Here is a 25,268-nt window from a genome sequence, read left to right as displayed (position 1 = left end):
CGGACCAGTCACGGACCAAACCCCCACTCAGCCTTCAGACTCCGCGCCCTGGCTGACGCGGTCCCACTCCTGCATGGACTGCTCGATGAGCCGGTTGGCCTGCTCTCGGACGCCGTCCAGGAACTTGGCGTAGTGGCGGAAGAGGACCTCAATGCTCTGGCCCGCGCGACGAGCGCACTCGGCGGGGTCCACACCGGAGTACAGCCAGAACGAGATCCCGGCGTGCCGGAGATCGTAGGGCCGCTTGGCCAGCTTGGACGCGAGTTCTGTACGGGTCAGGACGTACTTCCGTGCCCGCGCCCACGTGGTGCCATATGCAGCAGCGTCCACGTAGTTGCCGGCCTGGTTCCGGAACAGTCGGCCGTCCGGCGCCACGCCGAAGCGTTCGATGTGCGCGCGGAGCATACGTACGAACCGCGGCGGGATGGGCACAGGCCGGGTCGCGGTAGCCGCGCGGCGCTTGAGGGAATGCACCTCGTGCACCGAGCCGCCGTCCGTCCACTCTTTGCCTGCGGTTACGACGCCACCCGACAGGTTGAGCATCCCCCAGCCGGTCTCGGGCAGATGGCACTGTTCGAGCCGGAGATGGATGACCTCCGCAGGCCGCATCGCCGCGTAGTACATGCAGCCGAAGAACGCCTCCAGGTGAGGGCCCCGCCCGCGCTGTTGGGCAACCGCCGTGAGCAGCCGCGCGACCTGGGCGGGATTGGGGACGGCAGCCGGGTCCACTTCCTCGTTGACCGCTGGAGCGTTCCACCTGAGCCCGCTGAGGGGATTCTCCGTGAAGTAGCCTTTCTCCACAGCGATGTTGAGGACTTCGTTGAACGCAGCCCGCTTGTGCCGTGCCGTCTTGGCCGCAGCCTCTTTGCCGTCCAGCTTGAGACACAGGGCGTCCAGTGCCCGTCGCAGCACATCGGCTTCCGCGAGAGTGCTGACGGGCAGGGAGTTCCGCTTCATCCGATCCAGCGCCTGCCGCCATTCCTCAACTGGCTCTTTCCCCCATGCCTTCTTGTTGAATGCCCAGGAGTACAAGGCTCGCCGTAGCACCCGCGGCTCCGGATAGGTCACGCCAGAGCGCACAAGGGAAGGCGTGATGGTGGCGAATGCGTCGGCTAGTGTGCGGCGGGTGTTTCCCGGCGTGCGGTCCCACCGCTGGTCGAGGTATTCGTGCGCAAGGTCGTACCATGTCGTCCGCTGCTTGATAGCTCGCAGCTCGGACGCTGGCAGCCCTGTGTGCTCATCGAAAGGCTCACCTTCATGCGCCGCCGTCACCAGCTTTGCGCGCCTACTCTCGGCGAGCCCGTAGGTCATGAATGACTCTGATTTTTCACGCCCATTGACCGTCCACCGGACCATAAACGGCTTGCGCCGATCGGGGCGCTCTCGTATGTCCCAGAAGCGGACGTTGTAACTCATCGCCAAGTATCAGAATCTCTTTCGCACTTGTCCCACCAGGCATCCAGGTCAGCACGACGACACCTGAGTTCACCATTGGGCAACTTGATCATTCGCGGCGCTTCCCCGCGAGCGCGCATTCGGTAGAACGCCGACGGACTCATACGGATCTCCGCGAGAACCTCGGCGAGCTTCAGCGCCGGAGGACGAGCCATGCAATATCACTTTCGCATTGAGAAGGGCTTCACGCCGGAAATCCAGGCGCGCATCGATACAGCGCATGAATTCCTCACGGCGCACAAGCGAACAGTCCGGAAGGAGACCTTGCGTAGCGAGCAGCAGTGGCCGTGGGCATGAAAGTGTGGTCATTGATGTAGCAGCAGCTGGCAACAGCCACCCAGCATCTCCTCTCGAATGCGTACGGCTCTGCCAACTGGGTCCGCCACGGCTCCACCGCCAAGCACAGCCGAATGCGAACACCATCAATGCTCTGGAAGATCCCCGGTTTCGGTAACCGGGGATCTTCTGCTATGTATCGCCCTGATCTACAAGGTCCTGCTCGTCGCGCCTGTTTCCGCCTCGGTCACGAGGCCACGCGGTACGAGAGGAGAGCCGGGGGTGCACCATCCGCGACGAGCACGGGCAGCCTGTCGCCGGTGAGCCGGTCGAGGTTACGGGCCCCTACACCCTCAAGCGCCAACAGCCCAGGCGCCGTGGCGCGTTGCTGCACTGCGGTGCGGAGCGATGTACGTAAGGACCTCGCGGCCACGGCGATAGCCGCGTTACAGCAGATCCTCGCCAATCAATCCTGGCGCACAGACGCAGAGAGGCAGAGCCTTGGAAAGGGCGCCAAATTCCTCCGTCTCCTGGGCAGTCCAGGCGTTCGCGGCGCCGAGCGGGATAGGGCGCGTTGATGGGGGCGAATCGGAAGGCGGGACTCGACAGGTGGACCTCCTCGGAGCGGGACGCGGTCGTGGGACCGAGCAGCGCGGGATGCGTACTGCACATAGCGGCCAGCTCCTCTGCAGGCCGGCCCCTTCCATGCCTCGCCCCGCGGCTGACCTGGTGTTTTCCGGGTCGTTGTACGTTGACATGACCCCGAACAGGGTTCCAGTCCCGTGGGCCACTTTCTCGTCTGCCGTGGGCGAATGCCAGAGCCTCGTCGCGCATACCCACTCGCCCCTTGGCGATCCCCGCCGTGGATCCGGCCGACATCTCGGACGGTGACCAATACGTGCGATGCCGATGGTCCCGTACCGCTGCTGCGCTGCAGTGATCAGCTGACCGAGGTCGGCACCGAACCCCGGTCGCGCACGACTGTCTGAGGGAAGATGGTGCCTGGCTAACGCCTGTTGCATTTCGCGGTGCGGCGCCGGGCGCGGGCGAGGGTGCCGTCGAGCGGCACGACGTGGCACCCGTGCGGGCGATCCTGTGCCGGGTACAGTCGAGGCACTCAGCGTGGGCGGCCAGGAGAGTGGATCATCTCCAGCGCCCAGCGGCGCTCTCGGTGCTGACGAGGGATATGGCGTTACATGATCCCTTTCCAGTGCCAAGGGCGCGGTTCTGTCCGGCCCCGTAGGCAGTCGACGCGGTACTGGGCCTCGGCCTGCCACTCCGGCCGCGTTGCGGCATGCTGGGCCGCGTAGGTGGTCATGCGCAGCTCGCGGGCGCCGGCGAGGAGTTCGTACCCCTCCCACTGTGTGACGTCCGTACCGTACAGCGTGCAGAATTCGTCGTACTCGGCTCGCGTGACTGCGCCGGTCGTCGTCATCTTGACTGCGGTGGAGACAAGATCCCATTCCGGCGGTCCGATAGAGACCCGCTCGAAGTCGAGCAGTAGAGGCCCGTCTGCGGTGCGCGGGACGTTGCCGACCCACGCGTCTCCGTGTACGACGCACTCGGGCAGGCCCGCTGGCCTGTGCTCCCACCACTCACCGAGTTCCGCGTGCCGGCCTCGCAGCCACTCGCGATCGTCCTTGGACAGGGACGTCGCGGCCTCGATCCGCTCGGCGACCCGTACGAACGGGGAGAGCCGGTCGAGGGGGAAGTCCGGCACGGGCAACGGGTGGAGCTGCTTCAGCAGCGCGACGACGTCTCGGACAGTACCGATCTCATGCGGCGGCAGCTCGACCCAGAAGGTCACAGGGCGACCTACGGCCTCGACCGGCTGCTCGACCGGCAGCGCACGGACAGCAGGCACCCCGTTGTCAGCGAGCCACCGGGCCACCCGAACTTCACGCACCGCCGCCTTCCACTGGCCGGCGCGCGCGATGCGGACAACCACCTTGCCGGGAAGGCGCCATATCTCGTTCTCGGCGATGCGGATCGGCTCGGCGCCGGCGGGATTGAAGCCTGCGAGGGCGCAGGCTTCTTCAAGTACGGCGCGGGCGGGGACAGCCGAGATCGTCATGCCTGCAAGGTAGCCGTGATCCGCTGGCGCAGGTGCGCCGCCTCTTCCAGCGTGCGGTGCTGCCCGGCGAGTCGGCGGAGTTCCTTGAGGTCGTCGGCTGCCCTGCGCGAGGTGAGCTGGCCGACGTCGTTGAGAGCCTTGTGGCCAATGTGGATGGCCTGCATCGGGTCTCCCTTCGCCATGACCAACGACGCCAGCTTCGTCGCCGAGATCGCGCGCGAGCGGGCGTAGTCGTCGGTGTGTCCAGCGACCGCCGTCGTGAATCGCTGCGCTGCCCGCCCGGGGTCCTGGTCGGCATGCATGGCCAGGTCCCAGAGCGCATGCGCCGTGTCGCCGTGGTGCTGTGCCTCGTCGTAGTAGCCCATCCATGGCGGATCCTCGGCCGGGTTCGAGTGGGCGAAGGCATCGTCAGCTGCACCGACTGCGGCCAAGGTGCCCTGTACGTCGTGCATCTTCCCGAAGGCGCGGGCGCGGGCGCTGTGCAGCATGGCTTGGATGGTCGGGGTGAGCCGGTCGGAACGGACGAGGCCCTTCTCCGCGTACGTCAGTCCCTCATCCGGATCGCCGAGCCAACTCGCCTGACGGGACAGGAAAGAGAACGTCTTTGCCCGCAGCCACCAGTCGCCGGACTCCTCCGCGCACTCGGATGCGACCTTGAAGGCGACCCGGGCGTCATCGTGGGCGTAGGCGTCGAAGTGAGTTGCGCCGACCACGATGCCCAGCCGCGCGACGCTGCCGAGAAGTTCCGAGCGCAGCGTGGCCGGGCAGTCGACGGACAGCAGCCGTACCGCCCATTCCATGCTGCGGCTGGCGAAGTCGCCGAGCATGCCGCCTCCGCCTTGTGCGTTGTCCCAGCGGTGGATGCCGTCAGCGATAAGGCGCAGCTCTTGAAGCTCCTTCGGACGGATGCGCTTCGGGAGTTCGGGCGGTGCCGTTGGGGCTACGAGTCGGGCGAGGTCTATCGGGGCGAATGCGGCGAGGCTGGTGGCAGCCAGGAAGGCGCGTCGGTCCACGGGCGGCAGGCTTCCGGGTAGCGGGGTTGAGGACTCCAGCATGCGGCTTTGGTGGACCTGAATGGTTCCCTCCACCGCGCCCCTCCGTGCTCTATCCGCTTCACGCAGTTTTTTATCCGCATCGCCGAAGACCATCCCCCAGGCGCGCGTGAGGACTCCGCCGGTCTCCAGAACGGCGTCGAGGCGCTCGGCGAGGTCCCGCTGACACTTGTACTGACCCTTCTCGATTTTCGAGATCACATCCGGGCTGACCTGCACCATCGGCCCTAACTGCGCGGCGCCGAGACCCGGGCGTCGCTTGCGCCAGTACCGCAGTTCCGCACCGAACCACTCCTGTGGCGAGCCGTCTGGGTTGAGCACTTTCTCGGGCTGCGGCATCTCGGTCCCTTGGTCGTGATGCGGATATCTCAGCTCTCCGCATCCGGATCTGCACGCGGGTCTCGCGGCCTGACTGAATGGTTGCCGACCGGTTCCACCCCAGTACACACCGCAGTCAAACCTCAAATGTGAGGATTCCGCCAGCCCGAAGTGGATCTGTGATGGCCAACCTCTTGGAAGTGGCCCTCGTGCCAGCAACCGGCGTACGCGCGACGACGCGCAGCAAGCCGGGGAACCTGGAGATAGACCTCGACGTGACCCCGGAGGCCGTGCCCATCATCAGAACCGTCGTGCGGGCCCACTTGAAGCTGTGGGGTCTGCCCGGGTTGATCGGCAATGCGACCCTGACGGTTACGGAGCTGCTGACCAACGTCCAGAAGCACACACGGCCCGTCGCCAGCACAGGGACGAGGAATGCACGGCTGACGATCACGCGCCTGACCGGGGTGCTGAGCGTATGCGTGCGTGACTTCGATCCGGCATTGCCCAAGCTCTCCAACGAAGCAGCGGACGCCGAGCATGGTCGGGGCTTGCACCTCGTCACGGCCTTCGCCGACGACTGCGGCTGCTCCGAGTTCACGGGCGGCAAGGACGTGTGGGCGAACTTCCTGATCCGCAGTCAAGAGACGAGCGACAATGCCCAGACGCGGAGGGAGTCGTGACCGCTCCGAAGACCTCCAGAGCGGAGCCCGCGCCGGTCGACGCGCAGACCATCCGCGAGACGTACACGGTCGGCCTCGAGGTATGGGGCACCTGCCCGCCGGAACTTGTGAAGATGAAGATCCTCCTCGGCCGGCTGCGAGGGCATGTGCAGCTCCTCGTCCCGGAGGTCACTGCCATCGCGGCCCGTATGCGAGGAGAGATTCGTCGTACGGCGATCTACGTCATCGTGCGCGCTCATCACCTCCTCGAGGAGAGCGCCGGCAAGTCGCCGGCCACGCAGGCGTGCCACGCGCAGGACCTCGCGGTCATCTCTCGCGCGCTACTGACGCTGTTCGAGAACCCAGGCCCGCTCGGTCCGCCGACCGGCCAGGACGAGATCGAGGAGGCCGTAGGGCGGCGGGTGTGCGGCGCGTGCTCCCAGCCGATCGTGGACGGGGAGTCGTTCGAGCGTGCGCTGTACACGAGCGATTCGAGCGGCGGCATCCACGGCTATCTCCACACGGACACCTGCGCCGCTCTCGCCGAGGAGCGGCGGGCGCAGCTGCGCGCGATATGAGCCGCCGCCCTGCCCCCGGAAGACCCCCGTCGGGGAGGGAGGTCCTGCTCTCCGGGCTGTCAGACACCCCGAGGCAGGCTTCCGGAACACCTACGAACCCAAAGAGGAGGAGGCCGTCCCGTGGAGCGGCAATGGGTCATCGATGACTGCTGGCTCGGGTGCGAGCGCAACGGAGTTTCGGTGATCTGGCTCGGCCCGGTGCAGTGGGACGGGCAACATGCCCCGTTCTACGCGTGTGAGCCGTGCCTGGACCGCCTCAAGCGACAGTCGAACGCCTACTTCATGGAGCGGCATCCAGCCGCCGTCTAAGAAGCGAGCAGAAAGAGTACGCACCGCGTGAGGACCAACAAGAAGAGCACCGTCAAGGCCGCGAAGGCCCAGATCAAGCGGGACACCAAGAGCAGCCAACCCGACCCCGCAGAGTACCCAGGGCTCTCTTGCGGATCGACACGTCCGGGCCTATACCCCCGACAGCCTCTACGGCGACGAGGGCGCAACAACTGCTGAGTAACCAGAGCTCGACCCGGCGCGGGCGACAGGTAGCCGGCCCCCTCAACTGCCCGCCCGTTGTCGGCGACGGGCGGGTGGACCACCCGGCAACCGGGTCAAGACGGCTGGGTGCCGGACAACGCGTGTGGGGAAGGGCCCTTCCTCCTACCGGGCCTCTCCCCACGCGAACCAGCTCAGCGAGAGGAAGGGAGAGCAGCGTGACGATCTCTCGGGCCGCTTTTCAGCTGAACCCCGACAACCGCACCGCCCGGCTGCGCGAATCCGTTCTCAAGGTACGGAGCCGTGGTTTGCGTCCTCGCTGACCACCAAGCCGAGCTGGGCTGCCACAAGCAACAACTACCCAATAGGAGTAGGTAATCGGATGACTGCCATTGAAGACTCGACGGTTCGCGATCCAGACGCGCTGCGTGCGGACATGGTCCGCGCACTCCATGACCAGGACGCGGTCAAGTCCGAGTCGGTCGCCGCTGCCTTCGCCGCGGTGCCCCGGCACCGATTCGCGCCGGACGCACCTCTCGAACTCGCCTACGACCTCCACCACACCGTGCCGGTCAGGAAGGACGAGCACGGCCTGGACCTCAGCGTCATGTCCGCCGCCCACCTCCAGGCCGTGATGCTGGAGCAGGCCGAGATCAAGCCCGGCATGAAGGTCCTGGAGATCGGTTCCGGCGGCTACAACGCCGCGCTCATCCAGGAACTCGTGGGCAGCGACGGAGTGGTCACCACCGTCGACATCGACCGTGACATCGTCGACCGCGCCCGTCTGTGCCTAGACGATGCCGGCTACGACCAGGTGAAGACGGTCGTAGCCGATGCCGAGGCCGGTGTCCCTGACGGTGCGCCGTACGACCGGATCATCGTCACCGTAGCCGCGTGGGACATCCCTCCGTCGTGGATCAGTGAGCTTGCCGAGAAGGGCAGGCTCATCGTCCCGCTGACTGTACGCGGCACGACTCGTTCAATCGCGTTCGACCGCGAGGGCGAGGGTCTGGTCAGCCGCTCCTACCGTCTGGCGCGCTTCGTGCCCATGCAGGGCGGGGAGCCGCCAAGGAACGCAAGGCGCTGCTGCGTGAGGGCGTCGTGGTGCAGACCGACGACGAGCGGGTCCCCCTCAACACGAAGGCGCTGACTCACGCCCTGGACACTCCCGGGCGGGAATTCTGGTCGGGGGCGGCCTACGACCTGCCCGACGAGCTGGAGCTGTACCTCACGCTCCATCTGTCGAGCGCGGCCCGACTGCACGCGTCCAAGGAGATCGTCGACAGCGGGCTCGTGGACGCATCGACCCTGCTCGGTGTGCCGGCACTGGTCAGCGAGGACAGCATCGCGTACCGCACCCGCCGCGAGAACGAGGACAGCGGCGGGTTCGAGAGCGGCGTGGTCGCTCACGGCCCGCAGGCCGAGGTCCTCGCTGACGAGTACCTGAACCTGCTGCGGTGCTGGGCCCAGGACCACCGCCGCAGGGGAGCTGCAACGATCCGGTTCCTGCCGGGTCCCGCCCCGTCGACTCTGCCCGAGAACAGCGTGCTGAAGCGGCACGGCATCGTCGCCGTGTCCTGGCACTAAGACTCCGGGGCCCACTCTCGGGCCTCGGCTCCTTGCACCATCACTCACTGCCAAGGAGGCATGTATGACCGTTCAGATGGAGCGCCCGGTTGCTCAGCCGGTCGCCGTACAGGGGGCGTCCGGACAGGACGGCTTCGACCTGGACATCACGATCGTCGAGGGCGGCCCCGCAGCGGACCAGCTCATCCGTCTGACGAACGACGGCTGCGGCTCGTCGTGTCAGTCGGCGTGCACCAGCTGCCCGTAACAGCACAGACCGCTTGATCGCGGTGCCCGGCCGCGCCTGATTGATTGGCGTGGCCGGGAACCGCTCGGCCACAGGAGGGGTGTGTGTATCGCTACGTTGATGCGGCAGTGGTGCGGGCGGCGGTGTTGGACTCCGACCGCCAGCTGGTCTGGCCCGAGCTGACCGGCCCATCGGCGAACACGGTGTCGTGGCGTGCGTGGCTGCAACAGACCTGGCAGGCAGCCGACTTCGCGACCGCCGTCGAAGCCGCCAGCCCGGACCTCGCCACTCGAGTGGACCAGGTCTGCGCCGACCGGCCGCTGCCGGATATTGCTGTACGCCGCACGGTGCTCTCGGTGCTGCGGTACCTGCTGCGGGCCCGCACGCGCGCCACCCCGTTCGGTCTGTTCGCCGGGGTCGCGGCCGCGCGAATAGGCGCCGCCCCCGCGCTGCACGTGGGCACCGGGCACCAGGCATCCGCCAGACCCGACGCGGCATGGACGACGGCGCTCATCGACCGGTTCGAGGAGCACAGCGGACTACAGCCCCATCTGAAGCTGGTCACGTCCAGCCTCGCCGTCGAGCGAGACGGGTACGTGGTGATCGAGCACCGCCCACGCGGCACACGAGACGGCGCTTCCGAACACGTGCAGATACGCGTGACCGGACCGGTCCGCACAGCCCTGGACGGCGCGCGGACTCCGATCCTGTGGGGCGACCTCACCGCAAAGCTCTCGGCCAGTTTCCCGACCGCGCCGCTCGCCGCCGTCGAGAACCTACTTGCGGGCCTGGTCAGGCAACGATTCCTGATCAGCAGCCTCCGCCCGGCGATGACGACCACTGACCCGCTCGCCACCCTCCGCACACATACGCAGCACCTCACACCCGCTGAGACAGCAGAGTTGTACGAGGCCCCCGAGACCGCACGCGACCTGCGGGTGGACTGGGACCTGGTCGTCCCGGAGACGGTGGCCCAGGAGGCGGCAGCAGCGGCCAAGGCACTCACCCGTCTCGCACCCCGTGCGGCGCTGACCGGATGGACCGAGTGGCACAGCCGATTCCTTGAGCGTTACGGGCCACAGGCGGTCGTCCCCGTAGTGGATGCCATCGACGCGCTCGGATACCCACCCGGCTACCTCGGGTCCACCTCCGCGCCGGCGCCCTCCCCACGGCCCGACCGTGACGGCGGACTCATCAAGCTTGCCCATGCCGCCGCGATGCAGCGCCGCCTTGAAGTAGAACTCGACGACGCCGCGCTTGAGGAGCTGGCCACCACCGATCCTGGCCACCCCGTCCAGCCGAGCACCGAGGTGACCATCCGCATCGACGCCGCCAGCGTTCCGGCGCTGCAGAAAGGCGAGTTCACCCTGAATGTCGTCGGGGTGGCACGCTCGGCCGGAACGACTACCGGCCGCTTCCTGTCCTTGCTGGACGACGAGGACCGCCGCCGCATGACCACGGTGTACGCCGGGCTGCCCGCAGTGCATCAGGGCGCGCTCCTCGCGCAGATCAGCTCTACACCTGTGTCCGCACCAGCTGAGAACGGCGTAGCCCGGGCACTCGCCGGGGCGTCCCGGACTCGGGCAGACCGACGGTCCGCGGGCTGAGTCGGGCCCGGCACACCTTGAGGAATTCACCCAGTTCAGACAATTGCACTTTAATGTACATAGCAGCGAGTGTCGCAGTATTCAGACGAAATGTAAGGGGGAAGATTTTCTCCCGGGTCTGCCGTCTGTCCTTCACAAAGCGGCGGGGCCGAGGTAATGGGCGTATCAGCCGGGCTGACCGGCCGTGAGCCCGTCGGGCCGACCGGTGGTCCGCAAGGCGAGGGCGCGCAGACCGTCGTACGACGGCGTGCCCGGCTCCGCCGTCCAGAGGACGAGTTCCTGATCGGGATCGCCAGCACAGACGAGGGTGTCCCAGTCCAGGACGAGTTCGCCCACGAGGGGATGGCGGAACCTCTTGACGCCCGCCCTGCGCGACGGCGCTCGACGACTGCCCCACCATTGACCGAATTCCCTGTCCTCCACGGAGAGTTCGCCGACCAAGTTGATCAACTGCGGATCCTCGGGGTATTTGGCGGCCTCCCTGCGCAGATGGGACACGCAGTCACGGGCGACGGCTCGCCAGTCCGCGTAGAGCGTCCGCATGGAGGGATCGGTGAAGAGGATGCGGACGCAGTTCCGCCTGCCTTCCGGCACCTTCGCGAAGTCGGTGAACAGGGCGACGGCGAGCGGATTCCACGCCAGGATGTCCATACGGCGGCCGATCACCATGCCTGGACTCGAGGTGAGATCGTCGAGCAGGCGGCGCAACTGCGGATGTGCCTTCTGCGCGGCCGGACGGCGGTGTCGTGCCCGTTGTCGGCCGCCCAGCTCGAACAAGTGGTCACGTTGGCGATCGGACAGGCGCAGCACATGGGCGAGCGCGGCCAGCACTGACGCAGACGGTTGGATGCGGCCCTGCTCCAGCCGTGTGTAGTAGTCGGTGCTGATGGCGGCGAGCAGGGCGACCTCCTCCCTGCGCAGACCGGGCACACGTCGGCCACCGGTATCGGGCAGACCGACGGCGCGCGGAGTCAGCTCGGCCCTCCGCGTCTTGAGGATTTCTCCCAGCTCGTTCAGATGCGCGTCGCTGGCCATGACGCCAGTGTGGCATCGCTCGGCCGCCGGCAGGGGGGTAAGGATTTCTCCCCTGGATAACGGGTTCCCCGGATGGAATTCTCCCCTTGCAGGTTCCTGGGAAAGTGACAGGGTCGGTGACGTGACCGCCGGAAAGAATGATTTCCCGAATGTCACCGATATCCAGTATTCCCGTGGAAGGCGGAGGAAGCGAGGCGAGACAGTGCGGACGGATGTCCCCTTCCTCGGCAACGCGCTGGCGCTCACCGGTGGCCCCACAGCCCTGGCGCCCGTGCCAGAACGCCTCGAAAGCCGCGAGTGCCACCACTCCTCCTGCCCTCGCCTCGGTCCTCGGTCAGCAACCCGCCCAGCCCCGGTCGACGGCCGGGCAGCGTGTCCCCCACCCGAAACCACGCCAGGAGCACCACCTCATGTCCGAACGGAAGAAGTTCGCGCCGCCTGCCATCCAGGAGTTCGCCCCCAAGCTCGCGGAGGTGACCGACACCGTCCTGTTCGGCGACATCTGGGAGCGGCCGGGTCTGTCCCCGCGCGACCGCAGCCTCGTCACCGTCACGGCTCTGGCTTCCCTGTACCGGGCCGACCAGCTCGGCTTCCACCTCGGCAAGGCGCTGGAGAACGGTGTCACCAAGGACGAACTGATCGAGGTCATCACCCATCTGGCCTTCTACGCCGGATGGCCCAATGCCATGACTGCGATGACCCAGCTCAAGGAGATCGTGGAGAAGTCCGACCAGTCGGGCTGATGCTCCTCCGCCCGCCCGTACCCCACATCACGGGCTCTTTCCCCACACCGCCGCGCGGTCCGGTGGCAGCACCACACCAGAGGAACGACACACCATGGAACTGCTGAAGCGGCCTCCCACCATGAAGCTCCCGGCCGAGTGGTTCACCGGCGACGCCTACGCGGACGTGATCCACCGCGGTGAGGACCCCTCGCGGATGCGGGCCAACATGGTCCGATTCACCCCCGAAGCCCGTACCGCCTGGCACTCCCACGCTCTTGGCCAGACCCTCCACATCGTCGAAGGCATCGCCCTGGTGCAGTCCCGTGGCGGCGACATTCTCAAGGCCCATCCCGGCGACGTCATCCACACGCCCCCCGGGTGAGGAGCACTGGCACGGTGCCGCGCCCGACCAGTTCATGGTCCATCTCGCCTTGTGGGAGACGGACGACACCACCTGGCTCGAACACGTCCCGGACGACGAGTACAACGGCCCGCGCGTCAGCACCCGCACCCACCCCTGACGCCACGACAGACCCGACAAGAGCTGGGAAGCCATCATGCGAGCAACCATCATCCACGCGTCCGGTGACATCCGGGTGGAGGACGCCCCAGAGCCGAAGATCGTGGCGCCCACGGACGCGGTCATCCGCACTGTCGCCACCTGTGTGTGCGGCTCCGACCTGTGGAGCTACCGCGGCATCAACCCGGTCACCGAGCCGCAGCCGATCGGCCACGAGTACGTCGGCATCGTCGAGGAGGTCGGCAGCGACGTATCGACCGTCAAGCCCGGCCAGTTCGTCATCGGCTCCTTCATCGCATCCGACAACACCTGCCCGAACTGCCAGGCCGGCTACCAGACCAACTGCATGCACCGGGACTTCCCCAACGGCTGCCAGGCCGAGTACGTCCGCGTCCCTCTCGCCGACGGCACTCTGGTCGCCACCCCGGAGCAGCCGGCCGAGGAGCTGATCCCTGGCCTGCTGACACTCTCCGACGTCATGGGCACCGGCTGGTACGCCGCCAAGGCCGCCGAGGTCAGGCCTGGTTCGACCGCCATGGTCGTCGGTGACGGCGCGGTGGGCCTGTGTGGTGTCATCGCCGCCAAGGAACTGGGCGCCGAGCGCATCATCGCCATGAGCCGGCACGAGTCCCGGCAGAAGCTGGCGCTGGAGTTCGGCGCGACCGACATCGTCGCCGAACGCGGCGAGGAAGGCGTCGCCCGCGTCAAGGAACTGACGAACGGCATCGGCGCCGAGTCCGTCCTCGAATGCGTCGGTACCCAGCAGTCCATGCACCAGGCCCTGCAGTCCACCCGCCCCGGCGGCAACGTCGGCTTCGTCGGCATGCCGCACGATGTGCAGATCGACGGCCAGGAGCTCTTCTTCTCCCACGTCGGTCTGCGCGGTGGCCCCGCTCCCGTGCGCGCCTACCTTCCCGACCTGATCGACCGCGTCGTCGGCGGTCGCATCAACCCGGGCAAGGTCTTCGACCTCACCCTGCCCCTGGACGAGGTCGCAGAAGGTTACAAGGCCATGGACGAGCGCCGCGCCATCAAGGCATTGCTGCGCCCGTGACCTGCAGCCCAGGCCATGGTGGGCGCCGGTCGACGGCGCCCACCACCGCCGACCCGACGGGCGGCGGCTCGGCCGCCGGCCCGTCGCAGCCGCCGGACAGAACGGACCGACAGCCATGATCAGCGAAGCGATCGCCACCGTCGAGGCGTACTTCGAGGCCTTCGGCACGCGCGACATGGAGCGCGTCCTCTCCCACTTCACACCCGAGGCGACCTGGACGATTCCGGGCGATCAGGCCCTGACCCCCTGGGCCGGGAGCCGCACCGGTCCGCAGGAGATCCGGCAGTCCCTCACCGCATTCTTCGCCGCCGTCGAGCCACTCTCATTCGAGCTGGGCACCGTGGTGGAGGCCGACGGACGGGTCTTTGCACCGGGCCGGTACACCTCCCGGTTCCACCCCTCAGGACAGGTACTCGAAAGCGAGATGATCATGCGCTTCACCGTCGCCGACGGAATGATCAACGACTATCGCGTTTTCGAGGACTCCCTCGGCGTCACCCGCACCTACCTCGGTGAGCCGCTCACCACAACTCCCAACTGACCACGAGTCTTCCGGCACCCTCCATCACAGCGGCACCGCCTTATGCCCTGCTCGGCCTCCGGATTTCCCGCATGTCCGCCCCGCTCGCCGCCTCCTCGACCGGAGAACACCGATGACGCAATGGACGAACGACGAGCTCGACCGCATCGCCGCGGCCGACGAGCTGGAGATGGCGCCGCGCCGCGGTGACAACACTCTGCGAGGTCCGGTGCCGATCTGGGTCGTCCGTGCCGGCGACGACCTGTACGTCCGCTCCTTCCGCGGGACGGACGGCGGCTGGTGGCGCACGGCCCGCGCCGGCCACGAGGGGCGCATCCGCTCCGGCGGCGTCGACAAGGACGTCACCTTCGTCCACGTAGCGGACTCCGAGATCAACGACCGCGTCGACACCGCGTACCGGACCAAGTACGGCCGTTTCGGCGGCGCATACGTCAACCCCATGGTCGCGGCGCGCGCCACGACACTGCGACTGGTGCCCCGATGACCAAGACGCTCCCGGTGGGAGCCGCTGAGCCACCACCGACAGCCAGTCCCGCACAGGAGTAAGCACCATGCTCGGTCTCGAACTCGTCGTCGTCCTGGGTGCGGCCGTGCTGGTGGGCAACGTCCTGGGGCAGCGCCTCCGCGTCGCGCCGCCCGTCGTGTTGCTCGTCGTGGGCGCGATCATCGGCCTCGTCCCGGCCGTTCGCCAGACCCAACTCCCGCCCGAAGTGGTGTTGTTGCTCTTCCTTCCCGTGTTGCTGTACTGGGAGAGTCTGACCACGTCGATGCGGGAGATTCGTAGTAACCTGCGCGGCATCGTCCTGCTGAGCACGGTCCTGGTGATCCTCACCGCAGGGGCCGTGGCGGTCGCCGGGCACGCGCTGGGACTGCCGTGGGGGCCGGCGTGGGCGCTGGGCGCGGCCGTGGCTCCCACCGACGCCACAGCGGTCGGCGCGCTGGCCGGTTCTCTCCCGCGACGTCAGATCACTGTGCTGCGCGCGGAAAGCCTCGTCAACGACGGCACTGCACTGGTCATCTACGGCCTGGCGGTCGGTATCACCGTCGGCGAGGAGCACCTCACCCTGCCGCACGTCGGAGCGCTGTTCCTGCTGGCCTACGGCGGAGGGGCCGCGGTCGGAGTGGCGGTCGCCTGGGTCAACATGAATCTGCGGCGCCGGCTGGACGATCCCCTGCTGGGCAATCTCGTCATGATTCTGGCGCCGTTCACGGCATATCTGCTGGCCGAACAGATCCATGCCTCCGGCGTCCTCGCGGTCGTCGTGAGCGGCCTGATCATGGCCCAGGTGGCTCCGAGCCTCATCCGTGCCGATCACCGTCGCCAGGCACTGGCCTTCTGGCCACTGGCCACATTCATCATCAACGGCGCGCTGTTCGTCCTGGTCGGGGTGGAACTGCAATACGCACTCCGTCACCTGAGCCGCTCCGACCTCCAGGATGCCCTGATCGCGATCGGAGCGATCAGCGTGGTCCTGGTCGCGGTCCGGTTCGCGTTCCTGTTCTCGTCCGCCTACCTGATCCGCCTGATCGACCGGCGTCCCGAGCAGCGGCTGCGGAGAATGAGTGACCGAGCCCGCGTGGTCAGCGGGTTGGCGGGCTTCCGGGGCGCGGTGTCGCTGGCCGTGGCGCTCTCCGTACCGGAGACCCTCGACTCGGGTGCGCCGTTCCCCGGCCGGGCGTTCATCGTGTTCGTCACCTCCGGCGTCATCGTGGTGACCCTCGTGGTGCAGGGGCTGTTGCTGCCGGGCGTGGTGCGCTGGGCCAGGCTGCCCCGCGACACCTCCGTCGACGAGGAGCAGATCCTCGCCGAGACCATGGCAACCGAGGAAGCCATCAAGGCGCTACCCCGACTCGCGGCCGAACTGGGCACCACCCCCAAGGTCATGGAGTGGCTGCGCCAGGAGTACGAGGCCAACCTGGCGACCGCACGAGCAAGGGGCGCCGGCACCGACGACGATCCCGCCCTGCTCCACAACCGCCACTACACCGACCTCCGTCTCGCCCTCATCGCCACAAAGCGTGCGATTGTCGTCCGCCTGCGCGACGAGTCGCAGATCGACGACACTGTGCTCCGCCGTCTGCAAGCCACCCTGGACAACGAAGAGGTCCGGCTGGCCGGAGGCGAGCAGGTGGAGTAGGCCGATTGCGGTAACTGCCTTGACGACGCGATCCCCACGAGAAGGAATCCCGCTGCCATGTCCTCCAGCCTCATCGACGTCCACGCCCACCTCCTCCCAGACTTCTACGTCCAGCAGGCGACAGCGGCGGGCCACGCCCACCCCGACGGCATGGGCGGCTGGCCGTCATGGTCCGTGCAAGCCCATCTCGATCTGATGGACCGCAACGGCATCGAGACCGCAATGCTCTCCATGTCCTCCCCCGGTGTGCACTTCGGCGACGACAAGGCGGCCCGCCTCCTCGCCCGGCGCGTCAACGAGTACACCGCCGAACTGACCCAGGACCACCCGGGCCGTTTCGGTAATTTCGTGTCGCTTCCGCTGCCGGACGTCGACGGTGCGCTGGAGGAGATCGCCTTCTCCTTCGACGAACTCGACGCCGACGGCGTGGCGTTGCTGACTCACACCCACGGGGTGTACCTGGGCGACCAGCGCCTCGACCCGGTGTTCGCGGAGCTCGACCGGCGGCGGGCCGTGGTCTTCCTGCACCCCACCTCCCCTGTGTGCTGGGAGCAGTCGGCGCTCGGCAGACCGCGTCCGATGGTCGAGTACATCTTCGACACGGCCCGCACCGTCACGGACCTGGTGATGGCCGGCGTCCTGACGCGTCACCCGAACATGCGGGTGATCGTCCCGCACTGCGGCGGCTCGATTCCCGTCCTGGCCGACCGCATCAACGAGTTCATGAGCCTGTTCCTGCATGCGCGGCAGCCGCCCAGCCCCGACGCCGTGCAGCAACTCCGCGGCCTGTACTACGACATGGCGGGCACAGCGTTCCCACGCCAGGTCCCCGCACTGCTGAAGCTCGTCGACCCTGACCGCGTGCTCTTCGGCAGCGACTACTGCTGGACGCCTGCGCCGCTGGCCGACGCCCACATCGCGGCGATCGACGAGGCCGAACCACCGGCGCAGGACACAACATGGCGATCGCTCACGACCGCGAACGCCAAGCGCCTGTTTCCGCGCACAACGCCGTGAACCGCGGTACGCCGGCCCTCAGCGCGATCACGCTCCCGACGTCGTCGGCACGATGGCCGGTCGCGGCGGCCGTGAGCGGGGCGATCTTGCCCGCCGGGGTCAGGAGGTACTCGCGTTGATCGCCGTCGAGGCGGAGCACCCATGTGAGTACGTCGTGGCGGCCTGCGACGCGCTGTCGCGCAGTGCACGTCGGCATGGTCGTCCCGCCCTGCACGTAACACGTAAGTCGACGGGCTCGACATGCGAAGGAAAAGCAATCCACGACGACATCGGATGCGGCGGCGGCCTGCCCATGGCCTGGCCCACCCACCGGTATTTGCCAGCAACGAGGAGGAAGAATGCACACCCGAACACTCGGACGCGACCTGCATGTCTCCGCCATCGGTCTCGGGGTCATGGGAATGTCCCAGAGCTATGGCCCCAACCCCGGCGATCGCACCGACATGATCGCCGTACTGCGTAGCGCCCTCGACCGCGGAGTCACGTTCTTCGACACCGCAGAGGTGTACGGCCCCTACGTCAACGAAGAGCTCCTCGGAGAAGCCCTCGCTCCAGTGCGGGAGCAGGCAGTGATCGCCACCAAGTTCGGATTCCGCATCGAGAACGGCGCCTCCGCCGGACTCAACAGCCGGCCCGAGCAGATCCGCGCCGTCGCCACGGCCTCCCTGAAACGGCTCAGGGTCGAAACACTCGACCTCTTCTACCAGCACCGCGTTGATCCGGACGTGCCGATCGAAGACGTCGCCGGAACCGTGGGAGAGCTCGTACAGGAAGGCAAGGTGCGCTACTTCGGGCTTTCCGAAGCCAGTGCGCGGACCATCCGCCGCGCCCACTCGGTCCACCCCGTGACGGCAGTACAGAGCGAGTACTCGCTTTGGACCCGGGACCCCGAGCATGAGGTTCTGCCGACCTGCTCGGAACTCGGCATCGGATTCGTGCCCTTCAGCCCGCTCGGCAAGGGGTTCCTGACCGGGACTGTGGACGCCACCACGCCCTTCACCGCCGACGACGTCCGCACGAACATTCCACGGTTCACAGCCGAGAACCGGGCGACGAACCAAGCCCTCGTCGACCACGTCACACGGCTTGCGCAGGCCAAGGACGCCACACCGGGCCAGGTCGCGCTCGCCTGGCTGCTCGCGCAGCATCCGTCGATCGTTCCGATCCCCGGAACCCGGCGCACCGCACGCATCGAGGAGAACATCGGCGCGACCCAACTGCCCCTCTCCGCCGACGAACTGGCCGACCTGAACGAACTCGCCAGCCGCATAGGGGTACAGGGAAACCGCTACAACGAGCACCACATGTCCCTGGTAGACAAGTAGCTCGGCCTGTCCACTCCGCCAAGCCGCTTTCCTGCACCGCTCCTTCTCCCGGCCCACCCAGTGGCCAGGTTCTCGGCGAACAGTTCGCTGAGGGCGGCCGAAAAGCTGTCGCGGCACACCACCAGGGCGACTCCGCGCCGAGCGTGTTCCAGTCCGTACCGGAAGCCTTCGTAGCGGCGTCCCTGCACCAGCAAAACCCGCATCCGCCCCCCTTCCCCTTCCCTCGACGATTGAGGAACCCCTTCATGCGCATCGACACACACGCGCACGTCTACCCCAGCGACTACCTGGACTTCCTGGCCGACTCCGGCGTCACCACCACCCGCGGCCAGCGCGGGCTCGGGGCCGACGACACAGACAAGGAACTCGAGGCCCGCTTCTCTCTGATGGACCGGGCCGGTGTGGACCGGCAGGTGATCTCCGCCTCCCCACTGACGGGCGCACTGCCGGACCCGGATCAGGCCGCGGCGGCCGCACGCATGATCAACGACCGGTACGTCGACCTGGTGGACCGCCACCCCGACCGCTTCCTGGCCTTCGTCGTGCTTCCTCTGCCGCACGTCGACGCGGCCCTGGCCGAACTCGACCGCGTCCTCGACGCGCCGGGTGTCGTGGGCGTGGCCCTGACCACCTCGGCCGCCGGCCGAGCCCTCACCGACCCGGCCTTCGCACCGGTGTGGCAGGAACTCGACCGCCGCGACACCGTGATGTACCTCCACCCCGCCGGCGACGGCGTCGCCTCGCCGCAGATCACCGACCACAACCTCACCTGGATGGTCGGCGCGCCCGTGGAGGACACCGTCGTAGCGGCCCAGCTCATCACCCGTGGGTTCATCACGCGCTACCCCCATGTGCGCATCCTCAACTCCCACTTCGGCGGCGCGTTGCCCATGCTGCTGGAACGGTGGGACAACCTTGCCCACTTCGAGGCACCTGATGCTCCTCTCCCGCCGAGCGAGGCGGCGCGCCGGATGTGGTACGACACCGTCGCCCACAGTTCCCAGGCGGCACTGCGCGCCGCGGTCACGGCAGTTGGCGCGGACCGGCTCGTCCTCGGCAGCGACTTCCCGTACCAGGGTGGCGAGCACTACCTCGACACCGTCGCCTACATCGAACGGGCCGGCCTCGACGCAGAGGACACCCAGGGCATCCTGGCCGGCAACGCCGAAGCGCTTCTTGGACTGGCCTGATCCTCGGGGGGCTGTCGAGACCATCCGGGCCGACAGGACAGCAAGCGCACAGCGTTGTACCGCGGTACCACCTGATGGAACGGGGTTCCTACCGCGGTACCACGGTCTGCTCGACTGCCGCACCTAGCGTCCTTGCAGGGCACCGAACGGCGGTGGCCCGGTTCGAAGGACGAGCAGATGATCAAGGTACGGCAACTCGCCAAACGCTTCGGGGACAGGACAGCCGTGGCTCGGCTGGACTTCTCGATAACGCCTGGGACGGTGACCGGGTTCCTGGGGCCGAGCGGTGGGGGCGGCTCTGTTCCCGGCGGTTCCACCTCTGCTCTCCCCGGGGGCGTTCATGACTGAGGCCAGCCAGGCGCGCCGTACCGGATACCCCTACGCCAAGGTTCCCGCGCTCACCGCGATCTTCTGGGTCGCCAAGTTGCTCACGACCGGTCTGGGGGAGTCGGCCTCGGACTTTATGTTTCTGGGCGGGCACTGGATCACGCTGATCGTTGCCGCTGTCACGGTCGTCGGGGCTTTCGTGTGGCAGTTCCGGACCTCCCGGTACCGAGCGGTCCCGTATTGGACCGCGGTCCTGGGCGTCGCCGTGTTCGGCACCGCCGAAGCCGACATCGTGGCCTTCGTCGTGGGCGTACCTCTGCCGCTCGTGGCCGCCGGCTACGCCGCTGCCACCGCTGCCGTACTCGCACTCTGGTACCGGTCAGAAGGGACGCTCTCGGTTCACAGCATCACGACGCGGCGCCGGGAGACCTTCTACTGGCTGACCGTCATGTGCAGCTTCGCTCTGGGCACCGCGGCGGGTGACCTGACAGCCAGCACCCTGGGACTCGGCTTTGTGGGCTCGATGGCGTTGTTCGGCGTCGCCATCGTGGTTCCGTGGGTCCTCCACCGCCGCGGAACCCTCCATTCGGTGACGGCTTTCTGGGCGGCATACGTCCTCACCCGGCCGCTGGGTGCCTCGGTGGCCGACTGGCTCCTCAAGCCAGTCCACGACGGCGGTGAAGGGGGCGGTGGTATCGGCCTCGGGTCAGGCGCGGTCACCTTCGGAGGGCTCGTGCTGTTCGTGGTCCTGGTCGCCTATCTCGCGATCAAGCGCCCCGACGTGCAGGATTCGATCGAGAGTGTCGACGCCCAGCGTGTCGCCTCTCCCACCGGGACGCCGAACGCCTGAGCAGGGGAAGTGCGGGACCGGCGGGCGCCGCTCGTGGTCGTGGCCCCCATTGCCCACGTGATCCGGGCGTCGCCGACCGGGGTCCTGCGGGACGCGCATGGCTCGGTGCCGTTCGCGACCGCGCCCTGCTCATCACCGCCGCTCGGGGGAATCGATGGAGTCAGCTGGAGGCCGGAGTCCGGCCGGTTCCGGGGACGCCTGCCTGCGGTAGCCGCAAGGTGAACGTTGCTCCCTTGCCCAGCCCGTCGGATGCCGCGGTGATGTCTCCGCCGTGAGCCCGGGCGATGCCGCGGGCGATGGTCAGTCCGATGCCGCTGCCGCCGGCGGCAGCGGGTCTGCCGGGATGTTCGAGGCGTTCGAAGCGGTGGAAGATGCGCTCGAGGTCGTGTTCAGCGATGCCGATGCCGTCGTCCATAACGCGGACGATCACGTGGTGCCCGGGCGACGGTTCAGCGTGCACGGACAGCGCCACTTGCCCGTGCGGATCGGACGCGGCCAGTGCGTTGCCGAGCTGGTTCACCAGGACCTGCGTGATCCGGTCCGGGTCGCAGAAGGCGACGACGGGTCCGCCTGCTTCAACGATGAGGGTGACCTCCTGGTCGTCGTACTGGGGGCGCAGTCGCTCGGCTGTGCTCCGAGCCAGCATGGCCACGTCGGTGGACTTGCGGTGGAGGTCGAAGGCGCCCTCCTCCGAGCGTGACAAGCTGGAGAGATCACCGGCAAGGCGCTGCAGTCGGTCGAGGTCATCGGCGAGGGAGGCGAACATCGCCTCGTCGGGGGTGAAGATGCCGTCGGCGATGCCCTCGATCTGGCCGCGAAGAATGGTGATCGGGGTGCGCATCTCGTGGGCGACCTCAGAGATCAGCCGGGCGCGGCGGCGCTCGGTGTCGGCGAGGGCGGCCGCCAGCTTGTTGACGTCTTGGACCAGCGCTGCCAGGTCCGGCTCACTGGGAAGTTCGAGGACATCGTCGTAGTGTCCCTCGGCCAGTCGACGCGTGGCGGCGCGCACCCTGTCGAGCGGACGCAGCAGAAACCGGGACAGGGCGACGGACGCCGAGAAAGCCGCGGCCCCTCCGAACAGAAGGCCGACCTGCAGGACCACGTCGCCTTCGATGTCGTCAAAACCGAGCCACACCTCGATCAGCGCGCTGATCGCCGCCATGGCCGCCAGTGCCAGGAGCAGCACCATGACGTGCGAGAGCACCAGCCGGTTGCGCAGCGACAGACGCTCCTTGATTCGGCGCAGCCGCGCACGAGACCTGTGGTAGGCCGAAAAGCGGGAGGCAGGCATGCGTCGGTGTCCTTCCTGGCCGCTAGGCAGGGCGCCCGATGAACCGGTAGCCGATGGTGCGGACGGTCCCCACGAACCGGGGTGCGCCCGCGTCGTCGCCCAGCGCGCGCCGCAGAGTGCGGATGTGCACGTCCACGACGCGCTCGTCACCGAAGAAGTCATCGCCCCACACCTGGGCCAGCAGACCGCGCCGGGTGAAGACCCGCCCGGGGGAACGGGCCATCGCGAACAGGAGATCAAAGTCGAGGGCGGAAAGCTCCACCGTCCGGTCGGCATCGAGCACGACGGTCCGTGTCTCGGGATCGACCGTCAGTCCCTCGAAGCGCAGCACCCCGTCCTCGGGGTCCGCCTCCGACCGGTGGTCGGTGCGCCGCAGGATGGCGCGCACGCGCAGTGCCAGTTCGCGGGGGCTGAACGGCTTGGTGACGTAGTCGTCGCTGCCGGTGGTGAAGCCGATCAGCCGGTCGACCTCCTCGTCCCGGGCGGTGAGCATGATCACCGGGATCTGACTCGCCTCCCGGATGCGGCGCAGGACCTGGAATCCGTCCAGGCCCGGAAGCATCACGTCGAGCACCACGAGGTCCGGCCGGTCGCGGGTGACCGCCTGCAGGGCGGACGGCCCGTCCGCGGCTTCGATGACGTGGAATCCGTCCGCCTCCAGGTAGCCGCGCACGGTCATGCGGATCTTGGGCTCGTCATCGACGACCAGAACCCGCTGCGTACTCATCGTGCTCGCTTCCATCGCCGAGGTGGGAGGGGGACGGCCGCTTTGGCCGCGGGGTGACCGGCAGCATCAAGGCAGAGGGCCTCGAATGCGGCCAGCGTACGGTGTCCGTCGCGGCCGGCGACGGGGTGCGGGCTGGTCTCCGCTTGACAGGACCAGCGCGGGGAAATGGATCACGGTGCGTCGGCTGACCTTCCACCGCACCCCGCTCCGTCCCACGGGCCTCCCCCGTCAACCGGCCCCGGCATTTTACGCAGGTCCCCGGCCGCGCCCCTCGGCGGAGCAGCGGCAGGGTGGGCCGCGGTGGGAGCGCGGTTCAGCGCGAACCGGCGCGGCGTATACGCGCCTTCAGCTTCGGGAACTGCTCAAGCGCGTTGGTCCGTTCGAGCGCGATCCGCTGGCGCCGGCTGTAAATCTCGTCGACGGTCGGTTCGGGGTCGCCTGCCTTGAGATTCGGCAGGCTGCCCTTGAGGAAGGGCATCGTCTCGACGTTGTCGGCCGCGTAGAGGTGGCGGGTCGCCGGCCAGTCACTGCCGAACATGATGTGGTCGTCGGGCACCAGCGACGACAGCGGCTCCAACTGCGCGGCGGTGAACGCCTGTGCGTTGTCGAAGAACATCCGCTTGATGTACTTGAGAGGCCCTTCCGGCAGCACCTCGTTGAACGGCGGGAAGGCCGAGTGCCGGGTCGCGAGCCGGAAGGCCAGGAACGGCAGTGCCCCGCCGCAGTGCGTGAAGTGCCAGCGGATGTTCGGGTAGTCCCGCAGGACACCGTTGTAGATCAGGCTCGTCATCGCACGGGTCGCGTCGAAGTTGTACTCGAAGACGTTGTTGCCGGCCGGGATGTCGGGGCCGAAGCAGAGCTTGGGAGCCGGGTTGTTCTCCGGACCCGTCGGGTGGACATAGACGTAGGCATGGCGGTCGTTGAGGATCTCGTACAGAGGCTTGAAGGAAGGATCCCCCAGGTACACGCCCTTGTAGTTGGTGAGCAGGCAGATCCCGTCGAGGTCCAGTTCGCCGAGCGCGCGATCCACCTCGGCCACCGAGCCCTCGATGTCGGGCATTGGGGTGACCGCGAAGATCCCGAACCGGTCACCGCGGCTCTGCACGAGGTCGCGGGCCCAGTTGTTGACCGCGCGGGCGGTGGCGCGCCGGTCGTCGACCGGGCCGACGGTGACCTGGAGGTCGCCGAACGACAGGACGCTGGCCTGGATCCGGTACTGGTCCATGAAGGCCAGGTGCCGCTCGACCGACCAGGGACCGTACGCCCCGGTGATCGCGCCGAGGAGGCCGTAGCGCTTCAGGTAGTCGTTGTACACGTCGGGGCTGTAGTGCGCGTGGGTGTCGATACGCCAGTTGCCCTTCGGCAGTCCCGGACCGGACGGTGCCGACTCCTGACTGGCCATGGCAGCGGGCACCGTGGCCGCAGCCGCCGTGACGAGCGCCGCGGCCGATGCCCCTTCGATCATCCTTCGACGCGAGATGTTCCGTCGATGCTTCATATCCGGTTCTCCTCTTCGTTCTGGGTGCAAGTCAGGTCGTATGTGCGCGCGTCACGGCGCCGGGCCGTGCTGGACCTGCGCGGGACTGCGGTGCTCTCCCCCGACCTGAAGACCGCCGTCTCCCTGGGCGAGCGGGCGACGGTCCAGGCCGATCGGGGGACGCGAGCGGATCAGTCGTCCTCGGCCGGGCCGGACACCGCCGAAGAGCTCGATCCTGCGGCGCTCACGCGTGCGGGGGCAGCGCCGGCAGGGTCGGCGGCGTCGCTCGCGGGCTCGCCCCGCCACGTGGCTGCCGGGTGGCGCATCGCATCGGAACCGGACAGCGCGGTGCACCCTGCCGTGGTCAGGTGCCACACAGCAGGGTGATCAACACTGTCTATCGGCGGGACGAGGAATACGTGCATGACCGCCAGACAACAGCCGCCCCATAAAGCACGTAGCACTGAGTACATGAAGCTTCCATGAAGCCGACCGCCCGATTGGCCCGCGCCTGCGGGACTCTCCTCGTACCGGTGCAGGGCCTCGCTTCTGTCGGCGGCCGACCGCACCGGCTCGGCCAACCGAGGAGCGCTCGGCAGGGGGGCAGCCAGCGGCTCGCGCCGATGACACCGAACTGCCTCCTCTGACCGACCAGCCGGTTCTCGAAGTGCTCGGCCTGGTCCGCGCAGAGAAAAGCTACGCGAGGACGCATGTCGCTGCTCACCAG

General features: G+C 67.8%; 22 protein-coding genes and 4 pseudogenes. 17 read left to right on the top strand and 9 right to left on the bottom strand.

The window, feature by feature from the left end:
* Positions 1-27: 27 nt before the first annotated feature.
* The 4 genes from ABZ027_RS28825 to ABZ027_RS28810 all read right to left on the bottom strand — a co-directional run bounded on the left by ABZ027_RS28825 (position 28) and on the right by ABZ027_RS28810 (position 5,196).
* Positions 28-1,416 carry an integrase gene (locus tag ABZ027_RS28825; protein ID WP_356773391.1) on the bottom strand — a complete coding sequence of 463 codons (1,389 nt, stop codon included), beginning with the start codon at positions 1,414-1,416 and terminating at the stop codon, positions 28-30.
* Positions 1,413-1,610, bottom strand: a complete 198-nt coding sequence (locus ABZ027_RS28820; protein WP_356773389.1) for a helix-turn-helix domain-containing protein — start codon at positions 1,608-1,610, stop codon at positions 1,413-1,415. Before ABZ027_RS28820 ends, ABZ027_RS28825 begins: the two co-directional genes overlap by 4 nt.
* 1,313 nt (positions 1,611-2,923) lie before the next feature.
* The gene (locus tag ABZ027_RS28815) at positions 2,924-3,805 is read right to left on the bottom strand and encodes an aminoglycoside phosphotransferase family protein (RefSeq protein WP_356773387.1); all 882 of its coding nucleotides are present in this window, start codon (positions 3,803-3,805) and stop codon (positions 2,924-2,926) included.
* Positions 3,802-5,196 carry a helix-turn-helix transcriptional regulator gene (locus tag ABZ027_RS28810; protein ID WP_356773386.1) on the bottom strand — a complete coding sequence of 465 codons (1,395 nt, stop codon included), beginning with the start codon at positions 5,194-5,196 and terminating at the stop codon, positions 3,802-3,804. Before ABZ027_RS28810 ends, ABZ027_RS28815 begins: the two co-directional genes overlap by 4 nt.
* 161 nt (positions 5,197-5,357) lie before the next feature.
* Between ABZ027_RS28810 and ABZ027_RS28805 the strand changes: the two genes are divergently transcribed.
* The 6 genes and pseudogenes from ABZ027_RS28805 to ABZ027_RS28780 all read left to right on the top strand — a co-directional run.
* Complete coding sequence (locus tag ABZ027_RS28805) at positions 5,358-5,858, top strand: ATP-binding protein (RefSeq protein ID WP_356773384.1); 501 nt, start codon at positions 5,358-5,360, stop codon at positions 5,856-5,858.
* Positions 5,855-6,415, top strand: coding sequence for a DUF6415 family natural product biosynthesis protein (locus ABZ027_RS28800; protein WP_356773382.1), 561 nt, complete (start codon positions 5,855-5,857; stop codon positions 6,413-6,415). The genes ABZ027_RS28805 and ABZ027_RS28800 overlap by 4 nt, the downstream gene beginning before the upstream one ends.
* An 871-nt stretch (positions 6,416-7,286) precedes the next feature.
* On the top strand, positions 7,287-8,054 hold the full coding sequence (gene fxlM / locus ABZ027_RS28795; RefSeq protein ID WP_356773381.1) for a methyltransferase, FxLD system: 768 nt from the start codon (positions 7,287-7,289) through the stop codon (positions 8,052-8,054).
* The gene (locus ABZ027_RS28790; protein ID WP_356773379.1) at positions 8,006-8,491 is read left to right on the top strand and encodes a hypothetical protein; all 486 of its coding nucleotides are present in this window, start codon (positions 8,006-8,008) and stop codon (positions 8,489-8,491) included. Before fxlM ends, ABZ027_RS28790 begins: the two co-directional genes overlap by 49 nt.
* Positions 8,492-8,555: 64 nt before the next feature.
* Positions 8,556-8,738 carry an FxLD family lanthipeptide gene (locus ABZ027_RS28785; protein ID WP_356773377.1) on the top strand — a complete coding sequence of 61 codons (183 nt, stop codon included), beginning with the start codon at positions 8,556-8,558 and terminating at the stop codon, positions 8,736-8,738.
* Between the two features lie 83 nt (positions 8,739-8,821).
* A pseudogene (locus ABZ027_RS28780) lies at positions 8,822-10,201 on the top strand (lantibiotic dehydratase family protein); the annotation flags it as partial.
* A 43-nt stretch (positions 10,202-10,244) separates the two neighbouring features.
* Here ABZ027_RS28780 and ABZ027_RS28775 read toward each other — a convergent pair.
* Positions 10,245-10,385, bottom strand: a pseudogene (locus tag ABZ027_RS28775) (transcriptional regulator); the annotation flags it as partial.
* Positions 10,386-10,489: 104 nt separating this feature from the next.
* Positions 10,490-11,359 carry a helix-turn-helix domain-containing protein gene (locus ABZ027_RS28770; RefSeq protein ID WP_356773375.1) on the bottom strand — a complete coding sequence of 290 codons (870 nt, stop codon included), beginning with the start codon at positions 11,357-11,359 and terminating at the stop codon, positions 10,490-10,492.
* Positions 11,360-11,769: 410 nt separating this feature from the next.
* Between ABZ027_RS28770 and ABZ027_RS28765 the strand changes: the two genes are divergently transcribed.
* From ABZ027_RS28765 to ABZ027_RS28715, 11 genes and pseudogenes are all read left to right on the top strand, one after another.
* Positions 11,770-12,102 (top strand): carboxymuconolactone decarboxylase family protein, encoded by a 333-nt coding sequence (locus ABZ027_RS28765; RefSeq protein ID WP_356038828.1) that lies wholly within the window; start codon positions 11,770-11,772, stop codon positions 12,100-12,102.
* Positions 12,103-12,196: 94 nt separating this feature from the next.
* Positions 12,197-12,605, top strand: a pseudogene (locus ABZ027_RS28760) (cupin domain-containing protein).
* Between the two features lie 36 nt (positions 12,606-12,641).
* The gene (locus ABZ027_RS28755; RefSeq protein ID WP_356773373.1) at positions 12,642-13,658 is read left to right on the top strand and encodes a zinc-dependent alcohol dehydrogenase family protein; all 1,017 of its coding nucleotides are present in this window, start codon (positions 12,642-12,644) and stop codon (positions 13,656-13,658) included.
* Positions 13,659-13,773: 115 nt separating this feature from the next.
* Complete coding sequence (locus ABZ027_RS28750) at positions 13,774-14,199, top strand: nuclear transport factor 2 family protein (RefSeq protein ID WP_356773371.1); 426 nt, start codon at positions 13,774-13,776, stop codon at positions 14,197-14,199.
* A gap of 112 nt (positions 14,200-14,311) precedes the next feature.
* Positions 14,312-14,683 (top strand): DUF2255 family protein, encoded by a 372-nt coding sequence (locus ABZ027_RS28745; RefSeq protein ID WP_356773369.1) that lies wholly within the window; start codon positions 14,312-14,314, stop codon positions 14,681-14,683.
* A 67-nt stretch (positions 14,684-14,750) separates the two neighbouring features.
* Positions 14,751-16,337: a Na+/H+ antiporter gene (locus ABZ027_RS28740; protein ID WP_356773367.1), complete on the top strand. Its 1,587-nt coding sequence runs from the start codon at positions 14,751-14,753 to the stop codon at positions 16,335-16,337.
* A 57-nt stretch (positions 16,338-16,394) separates the two neighbouring features.
* Positions 16,395-17,354, top strand: a complete 960-nt coding sequence (locus tag ABZ027_RS28735) for an amidohydrolase family protein (RefSeq protein WP_356773365.1) — start codon at positions 16,395-16,397, stop codon at positions 17,352-17,354.
* A 338-nt stretch (positions 17,355-17,692) separates the two neighbouring features.
* Positions 17,693-18,679, top strand: a complete 987-nt coding sequence (locus tag ABZ027_RS28730) for an aldo/keto reductase (RefSeq protein ID WP_356773363.1) — start codon at positions 17,693-17,695, stop codon at positions 18,677-18,679.
* Between the two features lie 245 nt (positions 18,680-18,924).
* Positions 18,925-19,869: an amidohydrolase family protein gene (locus ABZ027_RS28725; RefSeq protein WP_356773361.1), complete on the top strand. Its 945-nt coding sequence runs from the start codon at positions 18,925-18,927 to the stop codon at positions 19,867-19,869.
* 177 nt (positions 19,870-20,046) lie between these two features.
* Positions 20,047-20,169, top strand: a pseudogene (locus tag ABZ027_RS28720) (ABC transporter ATP-binding protein); the annotation flags it as partial.
* A gap of 40 nt (positions 20,170-20,209) precedes the next feature.
* Positions 20,210-21,046: a hypothetical protein gene (locus ABZ027_RS28715; RefSeq protein ID WP_356773359.1), complete on the top strand. Its 837-nt coding sequence runs from the start codon at positions 20,210-20,212 to the stop codon at positions 21,044-21,046.
* 160 nt (positions 21,047-21,206) lie between these two features.
* On the opposite strand, the gene ABZ027_RS28710 is transcribed toward ABZ027_RS28715, so the two are convergent.
* From ABZ027_RS28710 to ABZ027_RS28700, 3 genes are all read right to left on the bottom strand, one after another.
* A complete protein-coding gene (locus ABZ027_RS28710) occupies positions 21,207-22,337 on the bottom strand; it encodes a HAMP domain-containing sensor histidine kinase (protein WP_356773357.1) in 1,131 nt (376 codons plus the stop codon).
* A 22-nt stretch (positions 22,338-22,359) separates the two neighbouring features.
* Complete coding sequence (locus ABZ027_RS28705) at positions 22,360-23,064, bottom strand: response regulator transcription factor (RefSeq protein WP_356773355.1); 705 nt, start codon at positions 23,062-23,064, stop codon at positions 22,360-22,362.
* Positions 23,065-23,377: 313 nt separating this feature from the next.
* The gene (locus ABZ027_RS28700; protein ID WP_356773353.1) at positions 23,378-24,562 is read right to left on the bottom strand and encodes an amidohydrolase family protein; all 1,185 of its coding nucleotides are present in this window, start codon (positions 24,560-24,562) and stop codon (positions 23,378-23,380) included.
* Positions 24,563-25,268: the final 706 nt, after the last annotated feature.

The sequence above is a fragment of the Streptomyces sp. NPDC006332 genome, from assembly GCF_040612855.1.
In the GTDB taxonomy this organism is placed as follows: Bacteria; Actinomycetota; Actinomycetes; order Streptomycetales; family Streptomycetaceae; genus Streptomyces.
The sequence above is the reverse complement of the archived record's forward strand: the minus strand, read 5'-3'. Positions and strand labels throughout refer to the sequence as shown.